The sequence below is a fragment of the Pseudomonas fluorescens genome, assembly GCF_902497785.1.
In the GTDB taxonomy this organism is placed as follows: domain Bacteria; phylum Pseudomonadota; class Gammaproteobacteria; order Pseudomonadales; family Pseudomonadaceae; genus Aquipseudomonas; species Aquipseudomonas fluorescens_BO.
The window spans coordinates 1-21,373 of the sequence record NZ_CABVHK010000028.1 but is presented as its reverse complement, the minus strand read 5'-3'; the positions used below and the strand labels follow the sequence as shown (position 1 = coordinate 21,373).

Below are 21,373 nucleotides of genomic sequence, written 5' to 3'. Positions count from 1 at the left end.
ATGGCATGACCGACGAATGGAAAGCACCCGCGAAGGCGAGCGCAGAGAGCGGTGACGAGAAGAGCTGGAAGCTGCTGGAAAAAACCCTGCTGGCCAGTGTGCAGGAGCAGCGCCGGTCGCGGCGCTGGGGGATTTTCTTCAAGTTGCTGACCTTTGTTTATCTGATTGGCGCGCTGGTGCTGTTCACGCCCCTGATGGACATGGAAAAAGCCGCCAGCCGCAGCGGCAACTACACCGCGTTGATCGACGTGACCGGTGTGATTGCCGACAAGGAGCCGGCCAGCGCAGACAACCTCGTCGGCAGCCTGCGTGCGGCTTTCGAGGACGAGAAGGTCAAGGGCGTCATCCTGCGCATCAACAGCCCTGGCGGCAGTCCGGTGCAGTCGGGTTATGTCTATGACGAGATCCGTCGCTTGCGCGGCCTGCATCCGGACACCAAGGTCTACGCGGTGATCTCCGATCTGGGCGCTTCCGGTGCTTATTACATCGCCAGTGCGGCGGATCAGATCTACGCCGACAAGGCCAGTCTGGTCGGCTCTATTGGTGTGACGGCGGCGGGTTACGGGTTTGTCGGCACCATGGAGAAGCTCGGTGTCGAGCGCCGAACCTACACGTCTGGCGAGCACAAATCGTTTCTTGATCCGTTCCAGCCACAGAAGCCGGAAGAGACTCAGTTCTGGCAGGGCGTGCTGGATACGACGCACCAGCAGTTCATCGCCAGTGTCAAGAAAGGCCGTGGCGATCGACTCAAGGACAAAGAACATCCTGAGCTGTTCTCCGGTCTGGTCTGGTCGGGCGAGCAGGCGCTGCCGCTGGGTTTGATCGATGGTTTGGGCAATGCCAGTTCAGTGGCGCGCGACGTGATCGGCGAGAAAGAACTGGTGGACTTCACCGTCCAGGAATCGCCGTTTGATCGCTTCTCGAAGAAGCTCGGCGCCAGCGTGGCTGAGCAGTTGGCGATGTGGATGGGTTTCCGCGGTCCTTCGTTGCGATAACCCTCTGGTTGCGTTAGAAGATCGCAGCCTTCGGCAGCTCCTACGGGCGGACGCTAAATCCATGTAGGAGCTGCCGAAGGCTGCGATCTTTTGCTTTCAGGGGATTTGCACGCCTTCGGCCAGCAGCATATCGATCAGGCGAATCAATGGCAGGCCGATCAGGCTGGTGGCGTCAGGGCCTTCGGTGCTTTGAAACAGGCTCACGCCCAAACCTTCGGCCTTGAAGCTGCCTGCGCAATCGTAGGGCTGCTCAGCGCGCAGGTAGCGTTCGATGCGCGCGGTGTCGAGTGTGCGCATGTGCACCGTGAATGGCACGCAGTCGACCTGGCATTGCCCGGTCTGGCTGTTGAGGACGGCGAGGCCGGTGAGGAAGGTCACGCTGGCGCCGCTGGACGCGAGCAGCTGCTCACGAGCCTTCTCGAAGGTGTGGGGTTTGCCGATAATTCGCTCGCCGAGCACGGCGACCTGGTCGGAGCCGATGATCAGATGCGCGGGGTGGCTGCCGGCGAGGGCCTGGGCTTTTTCTTTGGCGAGACGCTTTACCAGTTCGATGGCAGGCTCTCCCGGTCGATGACTTTCATCGATGTCCGGCGAGCTGCAGATGAACGGTAGCTGCAAGCGGGCCAGCAAATCCCGGCGATAAACCGAGCTTGAAGCAAGTAATAAAGGCAGCATGCGCATCTCCAGAAGACAGGGGCGAATTCTAGCGAGGCTTGCAAGTGACGGACAGGGCTGAATTTCCTTTGACATGGCCGGGTGCATCCCTATAATGCTGCGCCTATGTTGAATGACCCGATTCCACCTCACGTTGACCCGCGCAAATTGGCTGACCGTGGCACCACCCTACAAGGTGAACTGCTGCTGGCCGATTTGAAGAGACTCTGCGACCCGCTTTCCGACACTGTCGGTACGGTGCAGGCTAAATTCGTTTTTGAACGAGATGAACGTAAATCTGTGGTCATCCACAGCTTTATCGACACCGAAGTCAAAATGGTTTGCCAGCGTTGTCTTGAGCTGGTCACCCTGCCGATCCACAGCGGGTGCAGTTATGCTGTGGTGAAGGAGGGTGCGAATACCCAGTCGTTGCCGAAAGGTTATGACGTGCTGGAACTGGGCGAAGATCCATTGGATCTGCAGTCACTGATCGAGGAGGAGCTTCTGCTCGCCTTGCCCATTGTGCCTGCTCATCATCCGGAAGAATGCCAGCAGCCGGCGGGTCTCGATGAGCCCGAACCGAGCGAGGACGAGGTAACGCGGTCCAACCCGTTCAGTGTATTGGCGCAGTTAAAGCGTGACCCAAACGTTTAGGAGTTAATCAATTATGGCTGTTCAGCAGAACAAAAAATCCCGCTCTGCCCGTGACATGCGTCGTTCGCACGACGCCCTGACGGCGAGCACTCTGTCTGTAGAAAAAACCACCGGTGAAATTCACCTGCGTCACCACGTATCGCCAGAAGGCGTATACCGTGGCCGTAAAGTGATCGACAAGGGCGCTGACGAGTAATCACTTGTCTGCTCAAGTCATCGCGATTGACGCAATGGGCGGGGACTTCGGTCCCCGCAGCATTGTCCAGGCCAGCATCGCTTGCCTGAATGCTACGCCCTCGCTGCACCTGACCCTTGTCGGTCAACCCTCCCTTCTTGAAGAATTGATCGCTGGCCAATCGGCTGTGGATCGCTCGCGCCTGTCGATTACACCGGCCTGCGAAGTCATCACCATGGACGAAAAGCCTGCCCAGGCCTTGCGCGGCAAGCCGGACTCGTCGATGCGGGTGGCGCTGGAGTTGCTGCGTGACGGCAAGGTTCAAGCCTGTGTCAGTGCCGGCAATACCGGCGCGTTGATGGCGTTGTCGAGATTCGTGCTCAAGACCTTGCCGGGCATTGACCGTCCGGCCATGGTCGCGGCGATTCCGACGCAGACGGGCTATTGCCAGTTGCTCGATCTGGGTGCCAACGTCGATTGCAGTGCCGAGCACCTGCTGCAATTTGCGGTGATGGGCTCGGTGGCGGCGCAAACCCTGGGCATCGTCCGCCCGCGTGTCGCGTTGCTGAACATCGGCACCGAAGACATCAAGGGCAATCAGCAGGTCAAATTGGCGGCAACGCTGTTGCAGAGTGCTCGCGGCATCAACTACATCGGGTTTGTCGAAGGTGACGGTGTGTACCGTGGCGAGGCAGATGTGGTGGTGTGCGACGGTTTTGTCGGCAATATCCTGCTCAAGTCCAGTGAAGGGCTGGCGACCATGATTTCAGCTCGCATCGAAGCCCTGTTCAGGAAAAACCTTGCGACAAAAATGGTCGGCGCCATGGCCTTGCCGCTGATGAGGCGCCTGCAAGCGGACCTCGCGCCCGCTCGGCATAACGGCGCCAGCTTCCTGGGATTGCAGGGGATCGTGGTGAAAAGCCACGGTTCGGCAGGGGTCGAAGGGTTTCAGAGTGCGATCTCGCGTGCCCTGATCGAGATCCAGGAAAACCTCCCGGAACGGATTCACGGTCGTCTGGAGGATTTGTTGCTTTAGGCATTTTCGTCGGACAATGCTTAAATGTGACCGCTCAGTTCAATTGGCCATCCAAACTGTCAGTTTCTTGCGTCCCCCTGGCGGGACGTCAATTCTCCGACGACAAGATCATTAGGGGCTTGTTTACATGTCTGCTTCCCTCGCATTCGTCTTTCCAGGACAGGGTTCGCAGTCCCTCGGCATGCTGGCCGAGTTGGGCGCGCAACATCCAGTGGTCCTCGAAACATTCAAAGAAGCCTCCGACGCTCTCGGCTACGACCTGTGGGCACTGACCCAGCAGGGGCCGGAAGAGCTGCTCAATCAAACCGATAAAACCCAGCCGGCGATACTGACCGCCTCGATCGCCTTGTGGCGTCTGTGGTTGGCAGAAGGCGGTGCGCGTCCGGCCTACGTCGCCGGTCACAGCCTGGGCGAATACAGCGCGCTGGTCGCGGCGGGCAGCCTGAGTCTGGGCGACGCGGTGAAGCTGGTAGAGCGCCGCGGTCAGTTGATGCAGGAAGCCGTTCCGGCCGGGCAGGGTGGCATGGCTGCCATCCTCGGTCTGGACGACGCTGACGTACTGGCAGCCTGTGCTGAAGCAGCGCAAGGCGAAGTGGTCAGCGCGGTGAATTTCAACTCGCCAGGCCAGGTGGTCATCGCCGGTGCCAAGGCTGCGGTCGAACGCGCCATCGAAGGTTGCAAGGCCCGTGGTGCCAAGCGCGCCATGCCGTTGCCGGTCAGCGTGCCGTCTCATTGCGAACTGATGCGCCCGGCGGCCGAGCGTTTCGCCGAGTCGATCGCGGCGATCAACTGGCAGGCGCCGCAGATTCCTGTGGTGCAGAACGTCAGCGCTGCTGTGCCCGCGGATCTTGAAACCCTCAAGCGCGATCTGCTTGAGCAGCTCTACAAGCCTGTACGCTGGGTCGAATCGGTCCAGGCGCTGGCCGCCAAGGGCGCGACTCAGCTGGTCGAATGCGGCCCTGGCAAAGTGCTGGCAGGTCTGAACAAACGCTGCGCCGAAGGCGTGTCGACATCCAACCTCAATACCCCAGACGCCTTCGCTGCCGCCCGCGCAGCATTGGCCTGAATCAGGAGAAGCTTGCATGAGTCTGCAAGGTAAAGTTGCACTGGTCACCGGCGCGAGCCGCGGTATCGGCCAGGCTATCGCCCTGGAACTGGGTCGTCAGGGTGCCATCGTTGTGGGCACCGCGACATCCGCCTCGGGTGCCGAGCGTATCGCCGCCACCCTGAAAGAAAACGGTATTCAAGGCACTGGCCTGGAACTCAATGTCACCAGCGACGAATCCGTTGCTGCGGTGTTGGCGAGCATCCAGGAACAGTTCGGTGCGCCGGCGATCCTGGTCAACAATGCCGGTATCACCCGCGATAACCTGATGATGCGCATGAAAGATGACGAATGGCATGACGTCGTCGATACCAACCTGAACAGTCTGTTCCGCTTGTCCAAGGGCGTTCTGCGCGGTATGACCAAAGCCCGTTGGGGACGAATTATCAGTATTGGCTCGGTTGTGGGTGCCATGGGCAACGCAGGCCAAGTAAACTACGCTGCCGCCAAGGCCGGTCTGGAAGGTTTCAGTCGCGCACTGGCGCGTGAAGTCGGTTCGCGTTCGATTACGGTAAACTCGGTGGCCCCAGGGTTCATCGACACCGATATGACCCGCGAATTGCCCGAGGCACAGCGTGAAGCCTTGCAGACGCAAATTCCGCTGGGCCGTCTGGGGCAAGCACAAGAGATCGCGTCTGTGGTCGCTTTTCTTGCATCCGACGGTGCGGCTTACGTTACTGGGGCTACAATCCCGGTGAACGGCGGGATGTACATGAGTTAAATGTGACGGATTGCTTCAAAAAAATGTCATACGAGCTGTCTAAAATCCGTTATAAAGCTGCAATCTATTTATAGGCAGTGGGTCGCAGGGTTTGAGGAGTGAAGCTTTCAGTTGAAAAACCGAAAAGGCTTTCTATACACTTACCCACTGGCCAGCTGCCTGAATTTGTCCATTAGGAGTGAAAACAAGGTATGAGCACCATCGAAGAGCGCGTCAAGAAAATCGTTGCCGAGCAACTGGGCGTTAAAGAAGAAGAAGTGATTAACTCCGCTTCCTTCGTTGAAGACCTGGGTGCCGACTCCCTTGACACCGTTGAGCTGGTGATGGCTCTGGAAGAGGAATTCGAGACCGAAATCCCTGACGAAGAAGCTGAGAAGATCACTACTGTACAAGCTGCAATCGATTACGTTACTAACCACCAGGCTTAATAGCTTGTAATCGTTGCTTGCTGTCATGGAAAAACCGCACTGCCTCATGGCGTGCGGTTTTTTCTTTAGGCCTGATGCAAAGTCGTCATTTGAAAAAGGAGAGTGCTGTGTCGCGTAGACGCGTCGTAGTCACCGGTATGGGTATGTTGTCGCCACTGGGCACGGATGTGCCGAGCAGTTGGCAGGGCATTCTGGCTGGCCGCAGTGGCATTGGTCTGATCGAACACACCGACCTTTCTGCCTATTCCACCCGTTTTGGCGGCTCGGTAAAGGGCTTCAATGTCGAGGAATACCTGTCGGTCAAGGAAGCTCGCAAGCTTGACCTGTTCATTCAATACGGTCTGGCTGCAGGTTTTCAGGCAGTTCGCAACGCCGGTCTGGAAGTCACTGACGCCAACCGCGAGCGCATCGGCGTGGCCATGGGTTCGGGCATTGGCGGTCTGACCAATATCGAAGAAACCAGCCGTACGCTGCATGATTCCGGCCCACGACGGATCTCTCCGTTTTTCGTGCCTGGCTCGATCATCAATATGATTTCCGGTTTCCTGTCGATCCACCTGGGTGCACAGGGACCCAACTACGCCATCGCCACAGCGTGTACCACCGGTACGCACTGCATCGGCATGGCTGCACGCAACATCATGTACGACGAAGCCGACGTGATGATTGCCGGCGGCGCCGAGATGGCGGCCTGCGGTCTGGGCATGGGCGGCTTCGGTGCCTCCCGCGCACTGTCGACCCGCAACGACGAGCCGACCCGCGCCAGCCGTCCTTGGGACAAGGGCCGTGATGGCTTTGTCCTGTCCGATGGCGCCGGTGCACTGGTTCTGGAAGAGCTGGAGCACGCCAAGGCTCGCGGCGCGACCATCTATGCCGAGCTGATCGGTTTCGGTACCAGTGGCGATGCGTTCCACATGACGTCGCCTCCGGCGGATGGCGCAGGCGCGGCACGTTGCATCACCAATGCCCTGCGCGATGCGAAGATCAACAGCGATCAGGTTCAGTACATCAATGCCCACGGCACTTCGACGTCGGCCGGTGACTTGGCTGAAGCCTGTGCAATCAAGTCGGTGTTTGGCGATCACGCCTACAAGCTGGCGGTCAGTTCGACCAAATCCATGACCGGTCACCTGTTGGGTGCGGCGGGCGCGGTCGAAGCGATCTTCAGCGTGCTGGCAATCAACAGTCAGGTCGCACCGCCCACCATCAACCTCGATGAGCCGGACGAAGGTTGCGACCTCGACTTCGTCCCGCACACTGCGCGCAACATGGACATCGATGTGGTGCTGTCGAACTCCTTCGGGTTTGGCGGTACCAACGGCTCGCTGGTGTTCCGCCGGTTCGCTGACTGATGGACAGCTGGGTCGACGGTCAGCCGGCTGACGCTCTGTCGCTGAAAGATCGCGGCCTGGCTTACGGTGATGGTCTGTTCGAGACCATTGCCGTGCGCGGGGGCCAGCCACTGTTGCTGGAGCGGCACCTCGCGCGTCTGGCGCAAGGCTGCTCGCGCCTGGCAATCGCTGCCGACCACGAACTGATCCGCAGCGAAATGTTGGCCTATGCCGCAGCACTGGGGGAGGGCGTGCTCAAACTCATCCTCACCCGCGGCGACAGCCTGCGCGGTTATGCGCCCGATCCCTCGGCCCAGGCCCGTCGCATTCTGCAAGGAAATCCGCCGGCGGCTTATCCCGCTGCCCATGCAGAGCAAGGCGTGCGCCTGTTTCCGTGCACCACACGACTTTCCCGACAACCCTTGCTCGCCGGGCTCAAACATTTGAACCGTCTTGAGCAAGTGATCGCCCGTTCCGAATGGCAAGACACCGAGCATGCCGAAGGCTTGATGCTCGACCAGGCCGGACGCGTCATTGAAGGTGTATTCAGCAATCTGTTCCTGATCCGTGATGGCGCGTTGATCACTGCCGATCTGAAGCGTTGCGGGGTTGCCGGCGTGATGCGTGCGGAATTATTGTTTCAAGCCGAGTCGTTGGGGATCCCCACGCAAATCACCGACATCACCCTCGAACAGCTGCAATGGGCTGACGAAGTCTTTGTCTGCAACAGCGTGTATGGCGTTTGGCCGGTGCGCGCCTATGCAGCACTGAGCTGGCCGGTTGGGCCGCTCACCCGTAAACTCCAAACCATTGCCCGCGCGCTACTGGATGCTTGATACGTGAGACGTAAATTCTTGCTGCTGCTGGAAACCGGACTGGTTCTGGCAGGGCTGTGTCTGGGCGCTTCCGCCTGGAAAATCCATTCGGCGCTGGAACAACCGCTGAACATTACACAAGAAGAGCTGCTGGACGTGCCCAAAGGCACGACACCAACCCGCACGTTCTATCGCATGGAAGCCGATGGCATCATCAAGGACGCTTTCTGGCTACGTGTGTATTGGCGCTTCAACCTGGCCGGACAACCGTTGCACAAAGGCGAGTACCGCCTGCAGCCCGGCATGACGGTGGAGAACCTGATTGACGTGTGGAAACGCGGGGAAATGGTTCAGTACAGCCTGACGCTGGTCGAAGGCTGGAATTTCCATCAGGTCCGCGAGGCCCTGGCCAAGGATGAAAAACTTGAGCAGACGCTGGACGGCTTGAGCGACAGCCAGGTGATGGACAAGCTCGGCCACAGCGGGATTTTTCCAGAAGGACGATTCTTCCCCGACACGTACCGTTTCGTGCGTGGCATGACCGACGTCGAGCTGCTCAAAAAAGCTTACGATCGGCTCGATGAAGTGCTCGCCAAAGAGTGGGGACAGCGCGCGGCGGACGTGCCCTACACCGAACCCTATCAGGCGCTGATCATGGCCTCGCTGGTGGAAAAGGAAACCGGCGTGCCGCAAGAGCGTGGACAGATTGCCGGCGTGTTCGTGCGACGCATGGAAATAGGCATGCTGTTGCAGACTGATCCGACCGTCATCTATGGTCTGGGTGACCGTTACAACGGTAAGTTGACCCGTGCCCATCTCAAAGAAGCGACCCCTTACAACACCTACATGATCCCCGGCCTGCCGCCGACGCCGATCTCGATGGTGGGGCGCGAAGCCATTCATGCGGCGTTGAATCCGGTGGCCGGCAACAGTTTGTATTTTGTAGCACGCGGCGATGGCAGCCATGTGTTCTCCGCTGATCTGGATGCCCACAACAACGCGGTGCGCGAATTCCAGCTCAAGCGCCGCGCTGATTATCGCTCCAGCCCGGCGCCGGGGAGCGCGCCGGAGACGACAGACGATCCGGCGCCCATCCCGGCGGCTTCGCCCGACACCGCTCCCGAGGCGCTGCCGCCAGTGACGCCGGCAGAACCGGTGCAACCACCGACTGAAGAACCTGCCAGCGAGCCCGATGCCGCGCCTGCAACCGAACCGGACGCCGCCGCGCCGCAAAGCCCGCAATGATTCTGACTAAGGACTGCCTGTGACTGGCTTGTTTATTACCCTGGAAGGCCCCGAAGGCGCGGGCAAGAGCACCAACCGCGAATACCTGGCCGAGCGCCTGCGCGCCGCCGGTATCGAAGTGGTGCTGACCCGCGAGCCGGGCGGCACGCCGTTGGCCGAGCGGATCCGCGAGGTGTTGCTGGCGCCGATCGATGAAGTCATGGACCCCGACACCGAATTGCTGCTGGTCTTCGCCGCCCGTGCCCAGCACCTGGCCGGCGTGATCCGCCCGGCGCTGGCCCGTGGTGCCGTGGTGCTGTGTGATCGTTTTACCGATTCCACCTACGCCTATCAGGGCGGCGGTCGCGGCTTGTCGCTTGAACGCATCGCGGCCCTGGAAACATTCGTCCAGGGCGATCTGCGCCCGGACCTGACGCTGATTTTCGATTTGCCGGTAGAAGTGGGCCTGGCCCGCGCCAGCGCTCGCGGTCGTCTGGATCGCTTCGAGCTGGAAGGCCGGACGTTTTTCGATGCGGTGCGCTCTGCGTTCCTCAAGCGCGCTGAAGCCGATCCCGCGCGCTATGTGTTGGTTGATGCTGCCCAACCGTTGCCGCAGGTTCAGCAATCCCTGGACGCCTTGCTTCCGCGCTTGCTGGAGCTGACCCGTGGCTGAAGCCTATCCGTGGCAGGACAGTCTCTGGCAGCAGTTGGCCGGCCGCAAGCAACACGCGCATGCCTATCTGCTGCATGGTCCGGCCGGGATCGGCAAGCGTGCGCTGGCCGAACGGTTGATGGCCAGTTTGCTCTGCCAGCGTCCGACCGCCCAGAATGCCTGTGGCGAATGCAAATCCTGCCTGTTGCTGAAAGCCGGTAGCCACCCCGACAACTACATTCTGGAACCGGAAGAAGCCGACAAGGCCATCAAGGTTGACCAAGTGCGCGATCTGGTCAGCTTCGTGGTGCAGACCGCGCAGATGGGCGGACGCAAGGTGGTGTTGATCGAGCCGGTCGAGTCGATGAACGTCAACGCCGCCAACGCCTTGCTTAAAAGCCTTGAAGAGCCGTCTGGCGACACGGTTTTGTTGCTGGTCAGTCACCAGACCAGCCGTCTGTTGCCGACCATCAAGAGCCGCTGTGTGCAGCAGGCTTGCCCGCTTCCGAGCGAGGCGATGAGCCTTGCGTGGCTGGCAAAGGCGCTGCCGGACTGTTCCGAGGAGGAGCGCGTCGAACTGCTGACACTGGCCGCCGGTTCGCCGCTGGCCGCCGTCAACTTGCAGAATCAGGGCGTGCGTGAACAACGGGCGCTGGTGGTCGAAGGCGTGAAAAAGTTGCTCAAGCAGCAGCAATCGCCGACGCAACTCGCCGAAGGCTGGAATGCAATACCGCTGTTGTTGCTGTTCGACTGGTTCTGCGATTGGTCGAGCCTGATCCTGCGTTATCAGCTCACTCAAGACGAAGAAGGCCTGGGGCTGGCCGACATGCGCAAAGTGATTCAGTACCTGGCGCAGAAAAGCGCTCAGGACAAAGTCCTGACTATTCAGGACTGGATCCTCGCCCAGCGCCAGAAAGTCATGAGCAAAGCCAACCTCAATCGGGTGCTGTTACTGGAAGCATTGCTGGTGCAATGGGCGTCTTTGCCTGCCCAGAAGTGACTAGACTCTGAACGTCAGCAGTGGAGGTCAGCATGAATGAAGCCGTCAATCAGGGGCCGCGCAACGGTATTTTGGCCCTGACCATCAAGGACAAGTCGGTGCTTTACGCGGCCTACATGCCATTCATCAAGAACGGTGGCCTGTTTATCCCGACCAACAAGAGCTACAAGTTGGGCGATGAGGTATTCATGCTGCTGAACCTGATGGATGAACCGGAGAAGATCCCGGTCGCCGGCAAGGTCGCCTGGATTACCCCGAAAGGCGGGCAGGGCAACCGTGCTGCCGGTGTCGGCGTGCAATTCAACGACGGCGACACTACCGCGCGCAGTCGAATCGAAACTCATCTGGCCGGAGCCCTGAAGTCCGACCGTCCCACTCATACGATGTAAGTTGCAGCCCTTTTATGCTCGTAGATTCCCATTGCCACCTTGATCGCCTCGACCTCGCCGCCCACGACGGCTCCCTGGACGCCGCACTCGATGCGGCCCGTCAGCGCGGGGTAGGGCACTTTCTGTGTATCGGCGTCAGCGTCGATAACGCGGCCGACGTCAAAGCCCTGGCCGAACGCTACGACGATGTCGACTGTTCGGTGGGCGTGCATCCGCTGGACGTGCAGCCGGGTGCCGCGCCGGCGCTGGACTGGCTGTTGCAGGAGCTCAATCACCCACGCGTCGTGGCGATCGGTGAAACCGGCCTGGATTATCACTACGAGCCTGAAGCGGCGGAACTGCAGCAGCAATCGTTTCGCCTGCACCTGCAAGCCGCGCAGCAAACTGGTAAACCGGTGATCATTCACACTCGCGGCGCCCGGGCCGACACGCTGAACCTGTTGCGCGACGCTGCGCTGCCCCAGGCGGGCGTACTGCATTGCTTCACTGAAGACTGGGACATGGCGAAAGCGGCGCTGGACATGGGCTATTACATTTCCCTGTCCGGGATTGTCACGTTTCGCAATGCCGATGCGCTGCGCGACGTGGCCAGTAAAGTGCCGGCTGATCGCTTGCTGGTGGAAACCGACTCTCCTTACCTGGCGCCCATCCCGCATCGCGGCAAGCCGAACCTGCCGCAGTATGTGCGGGAAGTGGCAGAGTTTCTGGCGATGTTGCGTGGCGAGTCCTATGAGCGATTTGCCGAGCAGACCACCGAGAATTTCAAGCGACTGTTTCCGTTGGCGCATGTCAGGGCACCGGCATAACGCTGGAATAGATCGCAGCCTTCGACGGCGCCTACGTGGGTGATGCCGCTAAATCGCAGGCAAAAAAAACCCGGGTTCTGGGGGGGGAATCCGGGTTAAGACCATTAGGAGTAAAACAATGGTACGCGGTCCGTTGGTACCAATATCGTCGCGGCACTTGGGGGAGATGCCCCGCCGACAGTTGAAGTATTGATCAGTATTGCGCCGAGTCCAGTTTACCGACCTCAGTTTTTAAACAATTTTGGAATACGGCCGCTTCGGAAGCGTTCTCATTAAATACGAACGCTGCGAGAAATCGTCAAGAAACACAGATATGCTCGGATGATCCGTGCATTTTGGCGCAAGTTAGGCATAATACGCGGCTTCGAATTTTGACCCCAACAGACCTTTTCTTATGCATAAAGAACCTCGTAAGGTCCGTGAATTTCGTCGCCGCGAGCAGGAAATTCTCGATACCGCGCTCAAGCTGTTCCTCGACCAGGGTGAAGACAGTGTCACCGTCGAGATGATTGCTGATGCCGTCGGTATCGGCAAAGGCACGATCTACAAGCACTTCAAGTCCAAGGCGGAGATTTACCTGCGCCTGATGCTCGATTACGAGCGTGATTTGAACGAGCTGTTGCATTCGGCCGATGTCGACAAGGACAAGGAAGCGTTGTCCCGGGCCTACTTCGAATTCCGCATGCGCGATCCGCAGCGTTATCGCTTGTTCGATCGCCTCGAAGAAAAGGTGGTCAAGGGCAATCAGGTGCCGGAGATGGTCGAGGAGCTGCACAAGATCCGTGCTTCGAATTTCGAACGCCTGACCCTGCTGATCAAGGGCCGCATCAGCGAAGGCAAACTCGAAGACGTGCCACCTTACTTCCACTACTGCGCATCCTGGGCGCTGGTGCACGGCGCCGTCGCGCTGTATCACTCGCCCTTCTGGAGCAACGTTCTGGAAGACCAGGAAGGCTTCTTCCAGTTTCTGATGGATATCGGCGTGCGCATGGGCAACAAGCGCAAGCGCGATACCGACATTCCCCCTGGCACCTGAGTCATTCAGTTGCCTTATTGCGCCATGATTTCGCTATATGGCGCAGAACCTCAGGAATATACTCAGGCATAGGACTTGCTAAAACTTGATTTGTGAGTCAAGTTTTGCGTTGTCCGATTCCCTTGTGCCGGAGTGATCATGATCGTTGACCGTCAAGGCAGGCGTTTTCGCAATCTGCGTATCAGCCTGACCTCCGCCTGCAATTACGCGTGTACCTATTGCGTGCCCAACGGCAAGCGGCTGGTCGCTGCGCAGGATGAGCTGTCAGCTGAAGCCATGGCGCGTGGTGTGGCGTATCTGATCGAAGCCGCCGGTATCGAGCGATTGCGCATTACTGGCGGTGAGCCGCTGGTCAGCCCCAAGCTTGAAGCGTTCATGACCGCCGTCGGGCAAATGGGCCTGCAAGACATCAGCCTGACCACCAATGGTCAGTTGCTGGCGAAAAAACTGCCGCTGCTGGTGGACGCCGGCATTCGTCGCATCAACGTTTCCCTCGATACCCTGGATGCCAGAGCGTTCCGTAGCATTGCGCGCGGCGGTGATCTGGCGACGGTGCTCGACGGTATGGATCAGGCCAGCGCGGCGGGCATCAAGATCAAGGTCAACATGGTGCCGTTGCGCGGGCAGAACCTCGATCAGGTGATGCCGCTGCTCGATTACTGCCTGGAACGCGGTTACGAGTTGCGCTTCATCGAGCTGATGCGCATGGGCCATCTGGCCAGCGACTCCAATGCGTTCCTGCAACAGTTTGTCAGCCTGCAACAGTTGTTGAGCCTGATCGGCGATCAATACGAATACCTCCAGGCCGATGCGCCCGTGGATGCCACGGCGGTTCGCTACGAGATTCCGGGCCTGGGTCACTTCGGCGTGATCGCCAATGAAAGCGTGCCGTTTTGCCGGACCTGCTCGCGGCTGCGGTTGTCGTCGACGGGCTGGTTGCATGGCTGTCTGTCGTCGAGTAACCGTCACTATGTCGGCGATCTGCTGGACAAGCCGCGCCATCAGGCATTGCCTGCCTTGCAGCGGCTATTGATGAAGGCGCTGGGTGACAAGCAGGAAGTGGCGTTTTCTGGTGGCGCCACCGTCATGAAAATCATCGGCGGCTGATCCGCCCTCTTCGCGAGCAGGCTCGCTCCCACAGGGTCTATACCGACCTTGTGGGAGCGGGCCTGCTCGCGATTGCGATCTACCAGTCAACGATGAGCATGAGCTGGCGCGGAAGCTGCATCCAATGGCCATTCGCCGGTTTTCCGTCACCGGCCTCTGGAGGGTAGGATGCGTAGCCTGGTTTTGCTGCTGGCCATTTTGGCGCTTGGTGGCTGCATGAATGTCAGCGATCTGGCTGAAGGAACCCGCTACCACATGAGCGACGCGGGTCTGCTCGACCACAGCGATAGCCGCCGCGCGAACAACCTGCGCATTCAGCCGGATTCGTTCGTCTATATTGCCCAAGGCGCCTTCGCGCCGCCGGGTAGCACGGTGTATCCGCGACCTAACGTAATTGCCGAAGTCGCTTTCGATGGCTTTATCGAATACTTTCCGATGGTTCGCCGGGCGCGGGCGCCCGAGGGGCTCGATCAGGCCATGGGCGAAGCCCGTGCCGCCGGCGCGCATTATTTGCTTTACACCCGTTTCGCCAAGTCAGACGACCGAATTGGCAACTCGGACGAATGGCTTGATCAGGAGTATGTGGATCGCCTCGGTATCGACACTGGCGTGATTCAACTCATGTTGATCGAGACCAGCACCCAGTATTTGATTGATACTGCGCGTATCAAGAGTCGTGGCGGTTTACTGACATTCCACGACGAAAAGCCAGAAGACCTGATGGGCCCGCCGCTTGAGCAGTATGCGCGCAGCCTGTTGGGGCTCAGCGACCAGTAATCCAAAGGAGAACACCATGAGTGGCCCGCAAAAAGCCAACGACCTGTTGGGGCAAATCCCCAAGACCAAAGGCTTGCCACCGGTCCACTTGTGGAACCCCGACTTCTGCGGCGACATCGACATGCGCATCGCCCGCGATGGCACCTGGTATTACCTGGGCACGCCGATCGGGCGCAAGCCGATGGTCAAATTGTTCTCCACCATCATTCGCCGCGACGGCGATGATTACTTCCTCATCACTCCGGTGGAAAAAGTCGGGATCAAGGTCGACGATGCGCCGTTCGTGGCGATTGCCGTTGATGTAGAAGGCGAGGGAGAGGCTCAGGTTTTGCGCTTCACCACCAACGTTGATGAAACCGCGGACGCGGGTACGCAACACCCCATTCGCGTAGTCATTGATCCGGTGTCGCAAGAGCCTGCGCCTTACGTGCATGTGCGCACCAATCTCGAAGCACTGATCCATCGCAATGTTTTCTACCAGTTGGTGGAGCTGGCCGTGACCCGCGAGATTGATGGGCAGCGCTGGCTGGGCGTGTGGAGCGGCGGCGTATTCTTCCCCATCGGCCTCGAGCCCTAGCACATAACCCTGTGGGAGCGAGCCTGCTCGCGAAGGCGGTACAACTGACAACTACCTGTTGGACAGGCCAACGCCTTCGCGAGCAGGCTCGCTCCCACAGGTGTTTACCGCACTCCTCTTAAAATTCAAATTGACACTCAATCGTATGATGATTAGCGTAGGCTCCCATTGCGAACGGCTTCGTGCCGTCCCAGCTTCGAGGTGCCCATGTCCAGCAGTTTTCACTCATCGACGGTCGATTGGCTGGGTTGCTGGATCGCTGCCGGCCACGTAAAGCCCGGCGAAACGCTCAAGGTCGAAGCCGACCTGGGCGAGCAGTTGGGTGTCAGTCGCACGGTCATCCGCGAAGCCATCAAAACCCTGGTCGCCAAAGGCATGCTCGAAGTCGGGCCCAAGGTTGGCACGCGGGTGTTGCCGGTACGACGCTGGAACCTTTTCGATCCGCAAGTCGTCGGCTGGCTGTCGCGCAGTGGCTTGCCGGAAAACTTCGTTGACGACCTGCTCGACCTGCGTCGCACGATCGAGCCGATGGCCGTACGCTGGGCTTGTGAACGGGCAACCGGCGAACAAGTGCAAGCGGTGCTCCAGGCCTATAACGCGCTGGAGCGCGCCGTGGGCAGCGGCGTCGATTACAACCGCGCTGACCAGTTCTTTCACGAGTGCATCCTTGCGGCCAGCCACAATCAATTCATCGAACAAATGGTCCCGGCCCTCGGCGCGTTGCTCGCGGTGTCGTTCGAAGTCTCCGCCGCCGACCCGGACGAATTACGTCGCACTCTGCCGATCCACAAAGACATGGCCGACGCCATCGCTGCCCGCGATGCCGCGCGGGGCGTGTGGGCCTGCATGACCCTGATCGACAACGCTGACCTGGCCATCAAACGCTTCTACCCGAAAGTCATGGCCGCCAAAAAAACCGGCTGACAATCAACAGCCCTTGTAGGAGCGAGCTTGCTCGCGAAAAACTTCAAGGCAACGTTTATGCAGTGGGCACGCGTTACCGTTGACGTCCATCGCGAGCAGGCTCGCTCCCACATAAAAGCAACAAGAAAGGAGGTTACATGGAGTGGACCGCAGTGACCCAGCACCGGGCACACCTCGGTGAAAGCCCGTTCTGGGATGTACCGACGCAGGCGCTCTATTGGGTGGATATCGCCGGCCAGCAAGCGCTGCGTCTGGTCGGCGACAACGTGCAGATCTGGCAGATGCCCGAGCACGTATCGGCCTTCATCCCCTGCGAAAGCGGCGATGCGCTGGTGACGTTGAGCAGTGGAGTCTATCGGCTGGATCTGCACTCGCCCGGGCTTGAACCAAGGCTGACGCTGTTCTGCGTCGCCGACCCGCAGCCCGGCAACCGCGCCAACGAAGCCCGTTGCGACGCGCAAGGACGGCTGTGGCTCGGCACGATGCAAAACAACATCGGCGAAAACGCTGAAGACTTGCCGATCGAGCGGCGCTCCGGCGGTTTGTTCCGAATTGATCGCGATGCCCGGATCACACCGTTGCTGCGGGGGCTCGGCATTCCCAATACGTTGCTGTGGAGTGATGACGGCACCACGCTGTATTTCGCCGACAGCCTCGACGAAACGATCTACCGGCACTTCATCCGCACCGACGGCAAGCTCGAGCCCGCGCAAGTCTGGTTCGGTCCCCATGAACGCGGTGGTCCGGATGGCTCGGCGATGGATGCCGAGGGTTACCTCTGGAACGCGCGCTGGGACGGCAGTTGCCTGCTGAGGCTGACGCCGGACGGTCACGTTGATCGCATCATCGAATTGCCGGTCAGCCGTCCGACCAGTTGCGTGTTCGGCGGCCCGGACCTGAAAACCCTCTACATCACCAGCGCCGCAAGCCCGCTCAACCATCCGCTGGATGGCGCATTGTTATCCGTTCAGGTCGATGTACCAGGAAAACCCTGTACGAGATTTTCCGGCTAAATCCCGAAATATGGGATGTAAAATTATATATTGAGATTATTTGGCGGTCGGGTTTATAGTCGGCGCCATCAGTGACACGCACTCACACTTAAAAAAACAAAACAGGTGAAGTGATGCAGCAATTATTCAAAAAGTCTTTTGACCGGACATCGACAGATGCCCGGTTTTTGTCGTGCGTGGAAAAAGGCATCTGCATTCCAGTGATCGGCCAAGACTAAACAAAGCGTAAAGGTAAGGAGCAACTACGCTTGAAAACCAATCATCATACGATATGACTATTTGCTACACCGGCTTTCAAAATAACGCTCAAAAAAAATAACAAGGAGTCAGCTTATGAATCGTCGTCGTGGGATCCGTTCCCTGTGCTGTGCCGCTCTGGCGGTCACTGCGGTCAGCCTCAGCAGCACCTTGCTGGCCGCCGAGGAAGTGAAGATCGGTTTTCTGGTCAAGCAGGCTGAAGAGCCCTGGTTCCAGACCGAATGGGCTTTCGCGGAAAAAGCCGCTAAAGACAAGGGTTTCAAAATCATCAAGATCGCTGTGCCGGACGGCGAGAAAACCCTTTCCGCGATCGACAGCCTGGCCGCCAATGGCGCCAAGGGCTTCGTGATCTGCCCGCCGGACGTGTCCCTCGGCCCGGCGATCATGGCCAAGGCCAAGCTCAACGATTTGAAAGTGATTGCCGTGGATGACCGCTTCGTCGACGCCAGCGGCAAGTTCATGGAAGACGTTCCGTACCTCGGCATGGCGGCCTATGAAGTTGGCCAGAAGCAGGGCGCAGCGATGGCCACCGAAGCGAAAAAACGCGGCTGGGACTGGAAAGACACCTACGCGGTGATCAACACCTACAACGAACTCGACACCGGCAAGAAGCGCACCGACGGCTCGGTCAAAGCCCTGGAAGATGCCGGCATTCCCAAAGACCACATTCTGTTCTCGGCGCTGAAAACCCTCGACGTGCCGGGCAGCATGGACGCTACCAACTCGGCGCTAGTGAAGCTGCCGGGCGCGGCGAAAAACCTGATCATCGGCGGCATGAACGACAACACCGTGTTGGGCGGCGTACGCGCCACCGAGAGCGCCGGTTTTGCCGCGGCCAATGTGATCGGCATCGGCATCAACGGCACCGACGCCATCGGCGAACTGAAAAAACCCAACAGCGGCTTCTTCGGTTCCATGCTGCCTAGCCCGCACATCGAGGGCTACAAGACTGCCGAAATGATGTTCGAGTGGGTCACCACCGGCAAAGAACCACCGAAATACACCGCGATGGATGACGTGACCCTGATCACGCGCGAGAACTTCAAGCAGGAACTGGAAAAGATTGGCCTGTGGAACTGAGGCGCGATTGATTTCATCGGCGGCCCTGGCGACGGGGCTGCCTGACCGGTTTGAAGAGGTGGTTTTATGCGAGCGCAAGTACAGACACAACACGACAGCGGCAGCCTGCGCTTCAACGGGATCGGTAAAACCTTTCCCGGGGTCAAGGCGCTCGACGGCATCAGTTTTGTCGCGCACCCGGGCCAGGTTCATGCCCTGATGGGCGAGAACGGCGCCGGCAAATCGACCCTGTTGAAAATCCTCGGCGGTGCTTACACGCCAAGCAGCGGCGACCTGCAAATCGGCGAGCGGACGATGGCTTTCAAATCCACCGCCGACAGCATCGGCAGCGGTGTCGCGGTGATTCATCAGGAGTTGCACCTGGTGCCGGAAATGAGTGTCGCGGAGAACCTTTTCCTCGGCCATCTGCCGGCCAGTTTCGGCCTGATCAATCGCGGCGCGCTGCGCCAACAAGCGCTGGCCTGCCTCAAAGGCCTGGCAGACGAAATTGATCCGCAGGAAAAAGTCGGGCGTCTGTCCCTCGGCCAGCGGCAACTGGTGGAAATCGCCAAGGCGTTGTCCCGTGGCGCGCATGTGATTGCGTTCGATGAGCCGACCAGCAGCCTGTCGGCGCGGGAGATCGATCGCTTGATGGCGATCATCGGGCGCCTGCGTGACGAAGGCAAAGTGGTGCTCTACGTCTCCCATCGCATGGAAGAAGTGTTCCGCATTTGCGACGCGGTGACGGTGTTCAAGGACGGCCGTTACGTGCGCACCTTCGACAACATGGGCGAGCTGACCCACGATCAACTGGTGACCTGCATGGTCGGCCGCGATATTCAGGACATCTACGATTACCGACCGCGCAAACGCGGTGCGGTGGCGTTGAGGGTCGCCGGTTTGCTCGGGCCGGGCTTGCGTGAGCCGGTGAGTTTCGACGCACACAAAGGCGAGATTCTGGGGCTGTTCGGCCTGGTCGGCGCGGGTCGCACCGAGCTGTTTCGCATGCTCAGCGGCCTGGAACGCAACACCGCCGGACGCCTTGAGTTGCGCGGCCATGAACTGAAACTGCGTTCACCTCGCGACGCGATTGCCGCCGGCATTTTGCTGTGCCCCGAGGACCGCAAGAAGGAGGGCATCATGCCGCTCTCCAGCGTGGCCGAAAACATCAACATCAGCGCGCGCGGCGCCCATTCGACCTTCGGTTGCCTGTTGCGCGGCCTGTGGGAAAAGGGCAACGCCGACCAGCAGATCAAGGCGCTGAAAGTGAAGACGCCGAACGCCGCGCAGAAAATCATGTACCTGTCCGGCGGCAATCAACAGAAGGCGATTCTCGGTCGCTGGCTGTCGATGCCGATGAAAGTCCTGCTGCTCGACGAGCCGACTCGCGGCATCGACATCGGCGCCAAGGCCGAGATCTACCAGATCATCCATAACCTCGCCGAAAGCGGCATTGCGGTGATCGTGGTCTCCAGCGACTTGATGGAAGTCATGGGTATTTCCGACCGCATTCTGGTGCTCTGCGAAGGCGCGATGCGCGGCGAACTGTCCCGTGACGAGGCCAACGAATCCAACCTGCTGCAACTGGCTTTGCCGCGCCACCGCGCTGACAGCGTGGCGAACTGAGAGGTGACTATGATGACAACCCAAAACAACGCTTTGCCGACCCAGCGCAAACCGCTCGACCTGCGGCGCTTCCTCGATGACTGGGTGATGCTGCTGGCAGCCGTCGGGATCTTTGTGCTGTGCACCCTGCTGATCGACAACTTCCTCTCGCCGCTGAACATGCGCGGCCTCGGCCTGGCGATTTCCACCACCGGGATTGCCGCGTGCACCATGTTGTATTGTCTGGCGTCCGGGCACTTCGACCTGTCGGTGGGCTCGGTGATTGCCTGTGCCGGCGTGGTCGCGGCGGTGGTGATGCGCGACACCGACAGCGTATTCCTCGGCGTCAGCGCGGCGCTGGTGATGGGGCTGATTGTCGGGCTGATCAACGGGATCGTGATTGCCAAGCTGCGGGTCAACGCGTTGATCACCACGCTGGCGACCATGCAGATCGTTCGTGGTCTGGCTTACATATTTGCCAATGGCAAAGCGGTGGGCGTGTCGCAGGAATCGTTCTTCGTCTTCGGTAACGGCCAACTGTTCGGCGTGCCGGTGCCGATTCTGATCACCATCGTCTGCTTCCTGTTTTTCGGTTGGCTGCTGAACTACACCACTTACGGGCGCAACACCATGGCCATCGGCGGTAATCAGGAAGCGGCGTTGCTGGCCGGGGTCAACGTTGACCGGACCAAGATCATCATCTTCGCCGTGCACGGCGTGATCGGGGCGTTGGCCGGGGTGATTCTGGCGTCGCGGATGACCTCGGGTCAGCCGATGATCGGACAGGGTTTCGAGCTGACGGTGATCTCGGCGTGTGTGCTGGGCGGGGTGTCGCTGAGCGGCGGGATCGGCATGATCCGGCATGTGATTGCCGGGGTGTTGATTCTGGCGATCATCGAGAATGCGATGAACCTGAAAAACATCGATACGTTTTACCAGTATGTGATTCGCGGTTCGATCTTGTTGCTGGCCGTGGTCATCGACCGCCTCAAGCAACGCTGACACGATTTTGTGGCGAGGGAGCTTGCTCCC

General features: G+C 59.5%; 24 protein-coding genes. 23 read left to right on the top strand and 1 reads right to left on the bottom strand.

What is annotated here, in order from left to right:
- Nucleotides 1–5: 5 nt before the first annotated feature.
- Nucleotides 6–995, top strand: coding sequence for a signal peptide peptidase SppA (sppA, locus tag F8N62_RS29885; RefSeq protein WP_150714004.1), 990 nt, complete (start codon nt 6–8; stop codon nt 993–995).
- A 96-nt stretch (nt 996–1,091) separates the two neighbouring features.
- Here the strand turns inward: sppA and F8N62_RS29880 are convergent, their stop codons facing one another.
- Nucleotides 1,092–1,670: a Maf family protein gene (locus tag F8N62_RS29880; RefSeq protein WP_150714003.1), complete on the bottom strand. Its 579-nt coding sequence runs from the start codon at nt 1,668–1,670 to the stop codon at nt 1,092–1,094.
- A gap of 105 nt (nt 1,671–1,775) precedes the next feature.
- Here F8N62_RS29880 and F8N62_RS29875 point away from each other — a divergent pair, with 105 nt between their 5' ends.
- The 22 genes from F8N62_RS29875 (at nt 1,776) to araH (ending at nt 21,343) form a co-directional block, all read left to right on the top strand.
- Nucleotides 1,776–2,303, top strand: a complete 528-nt coding sequence (locus F8N62_RS29875) for a YceD family protein (RefSeq protein ID WP_150714002.1) — start codon at nt 1,776–1,778, stop codon at nt 2,301–2,303.
- A 13-nt stretch (nt 2,304–2,316) separates the two neighbouring features.
- Entirely contained in the window at nt 2,317–2,499 is a 183-nt protein-coding gene (gene rpmF / locus F8N62_RS29870) for a 50S ribosomal protein L32 (protein ID WP_008152339.1), read from the top strand.
- Nucleotides 2,500–2,503: 4 nt separating this feature from the next.
- Nucleotides 2,504–3,514, top strand: a complete 1,011-nt coding sequence (plsX, locus tag F8N62_RS29865; protein WP_150714001.1) for a phosphate acyltransferase PlsX — start codon at nt 2,504–2,506, stop codon at nt 3,512–3,514.
- A 127-nt stretch (nt 3,515–3,641) separates the two neighbouring features.
- Nucleotides 3,642–4,580 carry an ACP S-malonyltransferase gene (gene fabD, locus F8N62_RS29860; protein ID WP_150714000.1) on the top strand — a complete coding sequence of 313 codons (939 nt, stop codon included), beginning with the start codon at nt 3,642–3,644 and terminating at the stop codon, nt 4,578–4,580.
- A 16-nt stretch (nt 4,581–4,596) separates the two neighbouring features.
- Nucleotides 4,597–5,340, top strand: coding sequence for a 3-oxoacyl-ACP reductase FabG (gene fabG / locus F8N62_RS29855; RefSeq protein ID WP_007942004.1), 744 nt, complete (start codon nt 4,597–4,599; stop codon nt 5,338–5,340).
- A 191-nt stretch (nt 5,341–5,531) separates the two neighbouring features.
- Nucleotides 5,532–5,768, top strand: coding sequence for an acyl carrier protein (acpP, locus tag F8N62_RS29850; RefSeq protein ID WP_150713999.1), 237 nt, complete (start codon nt 5,532–5,534; stop codon nt 5,766–5,768).
- 107 nt (nt 5,769–5,875) lie between these two features.
- Nucleotides 5,876–7,120 carry a beta-ketoacyl-ACP synthase II gene (gene fabF, locus F8N62_RS29845; RefSeq protein WP_131062725.1) on the top strand — a complete coding sequence of 415 codons (1,245 nt, stop codon included), beginning with the start codon at nt 5,876–5,878 and terminating at the stop codon, nt 7,118–7,120.
- Nucleotides 7,120–7,935 carry an aminodeoxychorismate lyase gene (gene pabC, locus F8N62_RS29840; protein ID WP_150713998.1) on the top strand — a complete coding sequence of 272 codons (816 nt, stop codon included), beginning with the start codon at nt 7,120–7,122 and terminating at the stop codon, nt 7,933–7,935. Before fabF ends, pabC begins: the two co-directional genes overlap by 1 nt.
- Before the next feature lie 3 nt (nt 7,936–7,938).
- Nucleotides 7,939–9,159, top strand: coding sequence for an endolytic transglycosylase MltG (gene mltG / locus F8N62_RS29835; RefSeq protein WP_150713997.1), 1,221 nt, complete (start codon nt 7,939–7,941; stop codon nt 9,157–9,159).
- A gap of 19 nt (nt 9,160–9,178) precedes the next feature.
- A complete protein-coding gene (tmk, locus tag F8N62_RS29830) occupies nt 9,179–9,811 on the top strand; it encodes a dTMP kinase (protein WP_150713996.1) in 633 nt (210 codons plus the stop codon).
- Nucleotides 9,804–10,790, top strand: coding sequence for a DNA polymerase III subunit delta' (locus F8N62_RS29825; RefSeq protein WP_150713995.1), 987 nt, complete (start codon nt 9,804–9,806; stop codon nt 10,788–10,790). The genes tmk and F8N62_RS29825 overlap by 8 nt, the downstream gene beginning before the upstream one ends.
- 32 nt (nt 10,791–10,822) lie before the next feature.
- On the top strand, nt 10,823–11,179 hold the full coding sequence (locus F8N62_RS29820) for a PilZ domain-containing protein (protein ID WP_150713994.1): 357 nt from the start codon (nt 10,823–10,825) through the stop codon (nt 11,177–11,179).
- 14 nt (nt 11,180–11,193) lie between these two features.
- A complete protein-coding gene (locus F8N62_RS29815; RefSeq protein WP_150713993.1) occupies nt 11,194–11,985 on the top strand; it encodes a TatD family hydrolase in 792 nt (263 codons plus the stop codon).
- 394 nt (nt 11,986–12,379) lie between these two features.
- The gene (locus tag F8N62_RS29810) at nt 12,380–13,021 is read left to right on the top strand and encodes a TetR/AcrR family transcriptional regulator (RefSeq protein ID WP_150713992.1); all 642 of its coding nucleotides are present in this window, start codon (nt 12,380–12,382) and stop codon (nt 13,019–13,021) included.
- Nucleotides 13,022–13,159: 138 nt separating this feature from the next.
- On the top strand, nt 13,160–14,128 hold the full coding sequence (locus tag F8N62_RS29805; RefSeq protein WP_150713991.1) for a GTP 3',8-cyclase MoaA: 969 nt from the start codon (nt 13,160–13,162) through the stop codon (nt 14,126–14,128).
- A gap of 168 nt (nt 14,129–14,296) precedes the next feature.
- On the top strand, nt 14,297–14,905 hold the full coding sequence (locus tag F8N62_RS29800; protein WP_150713990.1) for a DUF4823 domain-containing protein: 609 nt from the start codon (nt 14,297–14,299) through the stop codon (nt 14,903–14,905).
- A gap of 16 nt (nt 14,906–14,921) precedes the next feature.
- Nucleotides 14,922–15,482, top strand: a complete 561-nt coding sequence (locus F8N62_RS29795; protein WP_150713989.1) for a DUF1285 domain-containing protein — start codon at nt 14,922–14,924, stop codon at nt 15,480–15,482.
- A 207-nt stretch (nt 15,483–15,689) separates the two neighbouring features.
- Complete coding sequence (locus tag F8N62_RS29790) at nt 15,690–16,406, top strand: FadR/GntR family transcriptional regulator (RefSeq protein ID WP_150713988.1); 717 nt, start codon at nt 15,690–15,692, stop codon at nt 16,404–16,406.
- A gap of 137 nt (nt 16,407–16,543) precedes the next feature.
- Nucleotides 16,544–17,419 (top strand): SMP-30/gluconolactonase/LRE family protein, encoded by an 876-nt coding sequence (locus tag F8N62_RS29785; RefSeq protein ID WP_150713987.1) that lies wholly within the window; start codon nt 16,544–16,546, stop codon nt 17,417–17,419.
- Between the two features lie 333 nt (nt 17,420–17,752).
- A complete protein-coding gene (locus tag F8N62_RS29780) occupies nt 17,753–18,757 on the top strand; it encodes a substrate-binding domain-containing protein (RefSeq protein WP_150713986.1) in 1,005 nt (334 codons plus the stop codon).
- 66 nt (nt 18,758–18,823) lie between these two features.
- Nucleotides 18,824–20,362, top strand: a complete 1,539-nt coding sequence (gene araG / locus F8N62_RS29775) for an L-arabinose ABC transporter ATP-binding protein AraG (protein WP_150713985.1) — start codon at nt 18,824–18,826, stop codon at nt 20,360–20,362.
- A 12-nt stretch (nt 20,363–20,374) separates the two neighbouring features.
- Entirely contained in the window at nt 20,375–21,343 is a 969-nt protein-coding gene (gene araH, locus F8N62_RS29770) for an L-arabinose ABC transporter permease AraH (protein WP_150713984.1), read from the top strand.
- The last annotated feature ends 30 nt before the right edge of the window (nt 21,344–21,373 follow it).

What these genes read in the sequence shown, in the direction of transcription:
- fabG (WP_007942004.1), top strand. Translation starts at nt 4,597, where the DNA reads ATGAGTCTGCAAGGTAAAGTTGCACTGGTCACCGGCGCGAGCCGCGGT.
- pabC (WP_150713998.1), top strand. Translation starts at nt 7,120, where the DNA reads ATGGACAGCTGGGTCGACGGTCAGCCGGCTGACGCTCTGTCGCTGAAA.
- F8N62_RS29875 (WP_150714002.1), top strand. Translation starts at nt 1,776, where the DNA reads ATGTTGAATGACCCGATTCCACCTCACGTTGACCCGCGCAAATTGGCT.
- F8N62_RS29805 (WP_150713991.1), top strand. Translation starts at nt 13,160, where the DNA reads ATGATCGTTGACCGTCAAGGCAGGCGTTTTCGCAATCTGCGTATCAGC.
- F8N62_RS29790 (WP_150713988.1), top strand. Translation starts at nt 15,690, where the DNA reads ATGTCCAGCAGTTTTCACTCATCGACGGTCGATTGGCTGGGTTGCTGG.
- F8N62_RS29880 (WP_150714003.1), bottom strand. Translation starts at nt 1,670, where the DNA reads ATGCTGCCTTTATTACTTGCTTCAAGCTCGGTTTATCGCCGGGATTTG.
- F8N62_RS29810 (WP_150713992.1), top strand. Translation starts at nt 12,380, where the DNA reads ATGCATAAAGAACCTCGTAAGGTCCGTGAATTTCGTCGCCGCGAGCAG.
- F8N62_RS29795 (WP_150713989.1), top strand. Translation starts at nt 14,922, where the DNA reads ATGAGTGGCCCGCAAAAAGCCAACGACCTGTTGGGGCAAATCCCCAAG.
- sppA (WP_150714004.1), top strand. Translation starts at nt 6, where the DNA reads ATGACCGACGAATGGAAAGCACCCGCGAAGGCGAGCGCAGAGAGCGGT.
- araH (WP_150713984.1), top strand. Translation starts at nt 20,375, where the DNA reads ATGACAACCCAAAACAACGCTTTGCCGACCCAGCGCAAACCGCTCGAC.
- F8N62_RS29820 (WP_150713994.1), top strand. Translation starts at nt 10,823, where the DNA reads ATGAATGAAGCCGTCAATCAGGGGCCGCGCAACGGTATTTTGGCCCTG.
- F8N62_RS29800 (WP_150713990.1), top strand. Translation starts at nt 14,297, where the DNA reads ATGCGTAGCCTGGTTTTGCTGCTGGCCATTTTGGCGCTTGGTGGCTGC.
- acpP (WP_150713999.1), top strand. Translation starts at nt 5,532, where the DNA reads ATGAGCACCATCGAAGAGCGCGTCAAGAAAATCGTTGCCGAGCAACTG.
- F8N62_RS29785 (WP_150713987.1), top strand. Translation starts at nt 16,544, where the DNA reads ATGGAGTGGACCGCAGTGACCCAGCACCGGGCACACCTCGGTGAAAGC.
- rpmF (WP_008152339.1), top strand. Translation starts at nt 2,317, where the DNA reads ATGGCTGTTCAGCAGAACAAAAAATCCCGCTCTGCCCGTGACATGCGT.
- fabD (WP_150714000.1), top strand. Translation starts at nt 3,642, where the DNA reads ATGTCTGCTTCCCTCGCATTCGTCTTTCCAGGACAGGGTTCGCAGTCC.
- araG (WP_150713985.1), top strand. Translation starts at nt 18,824, where the DNA reads ATGCGAGCGCAAGTACAGACACAACACGACAGCGGCAGCCTGCGCTTC.
- F8N62_RS29780 (WP_150713986.1), top strand. Translation starts at nt 17,753, where the DNA reads ATGAATCGTCGTCGTGGGATCCGTTCCCTGTGCTGTGCCGCTCTGGCG.
- F8N62_RS29815 (WP_150713993.1), top strand. Translation starts at nt 11,194, where the DNA reads ATGCTCGTAGATTCCCATTGCCACCTTGATCGCCTCGACCTCGCCGCC.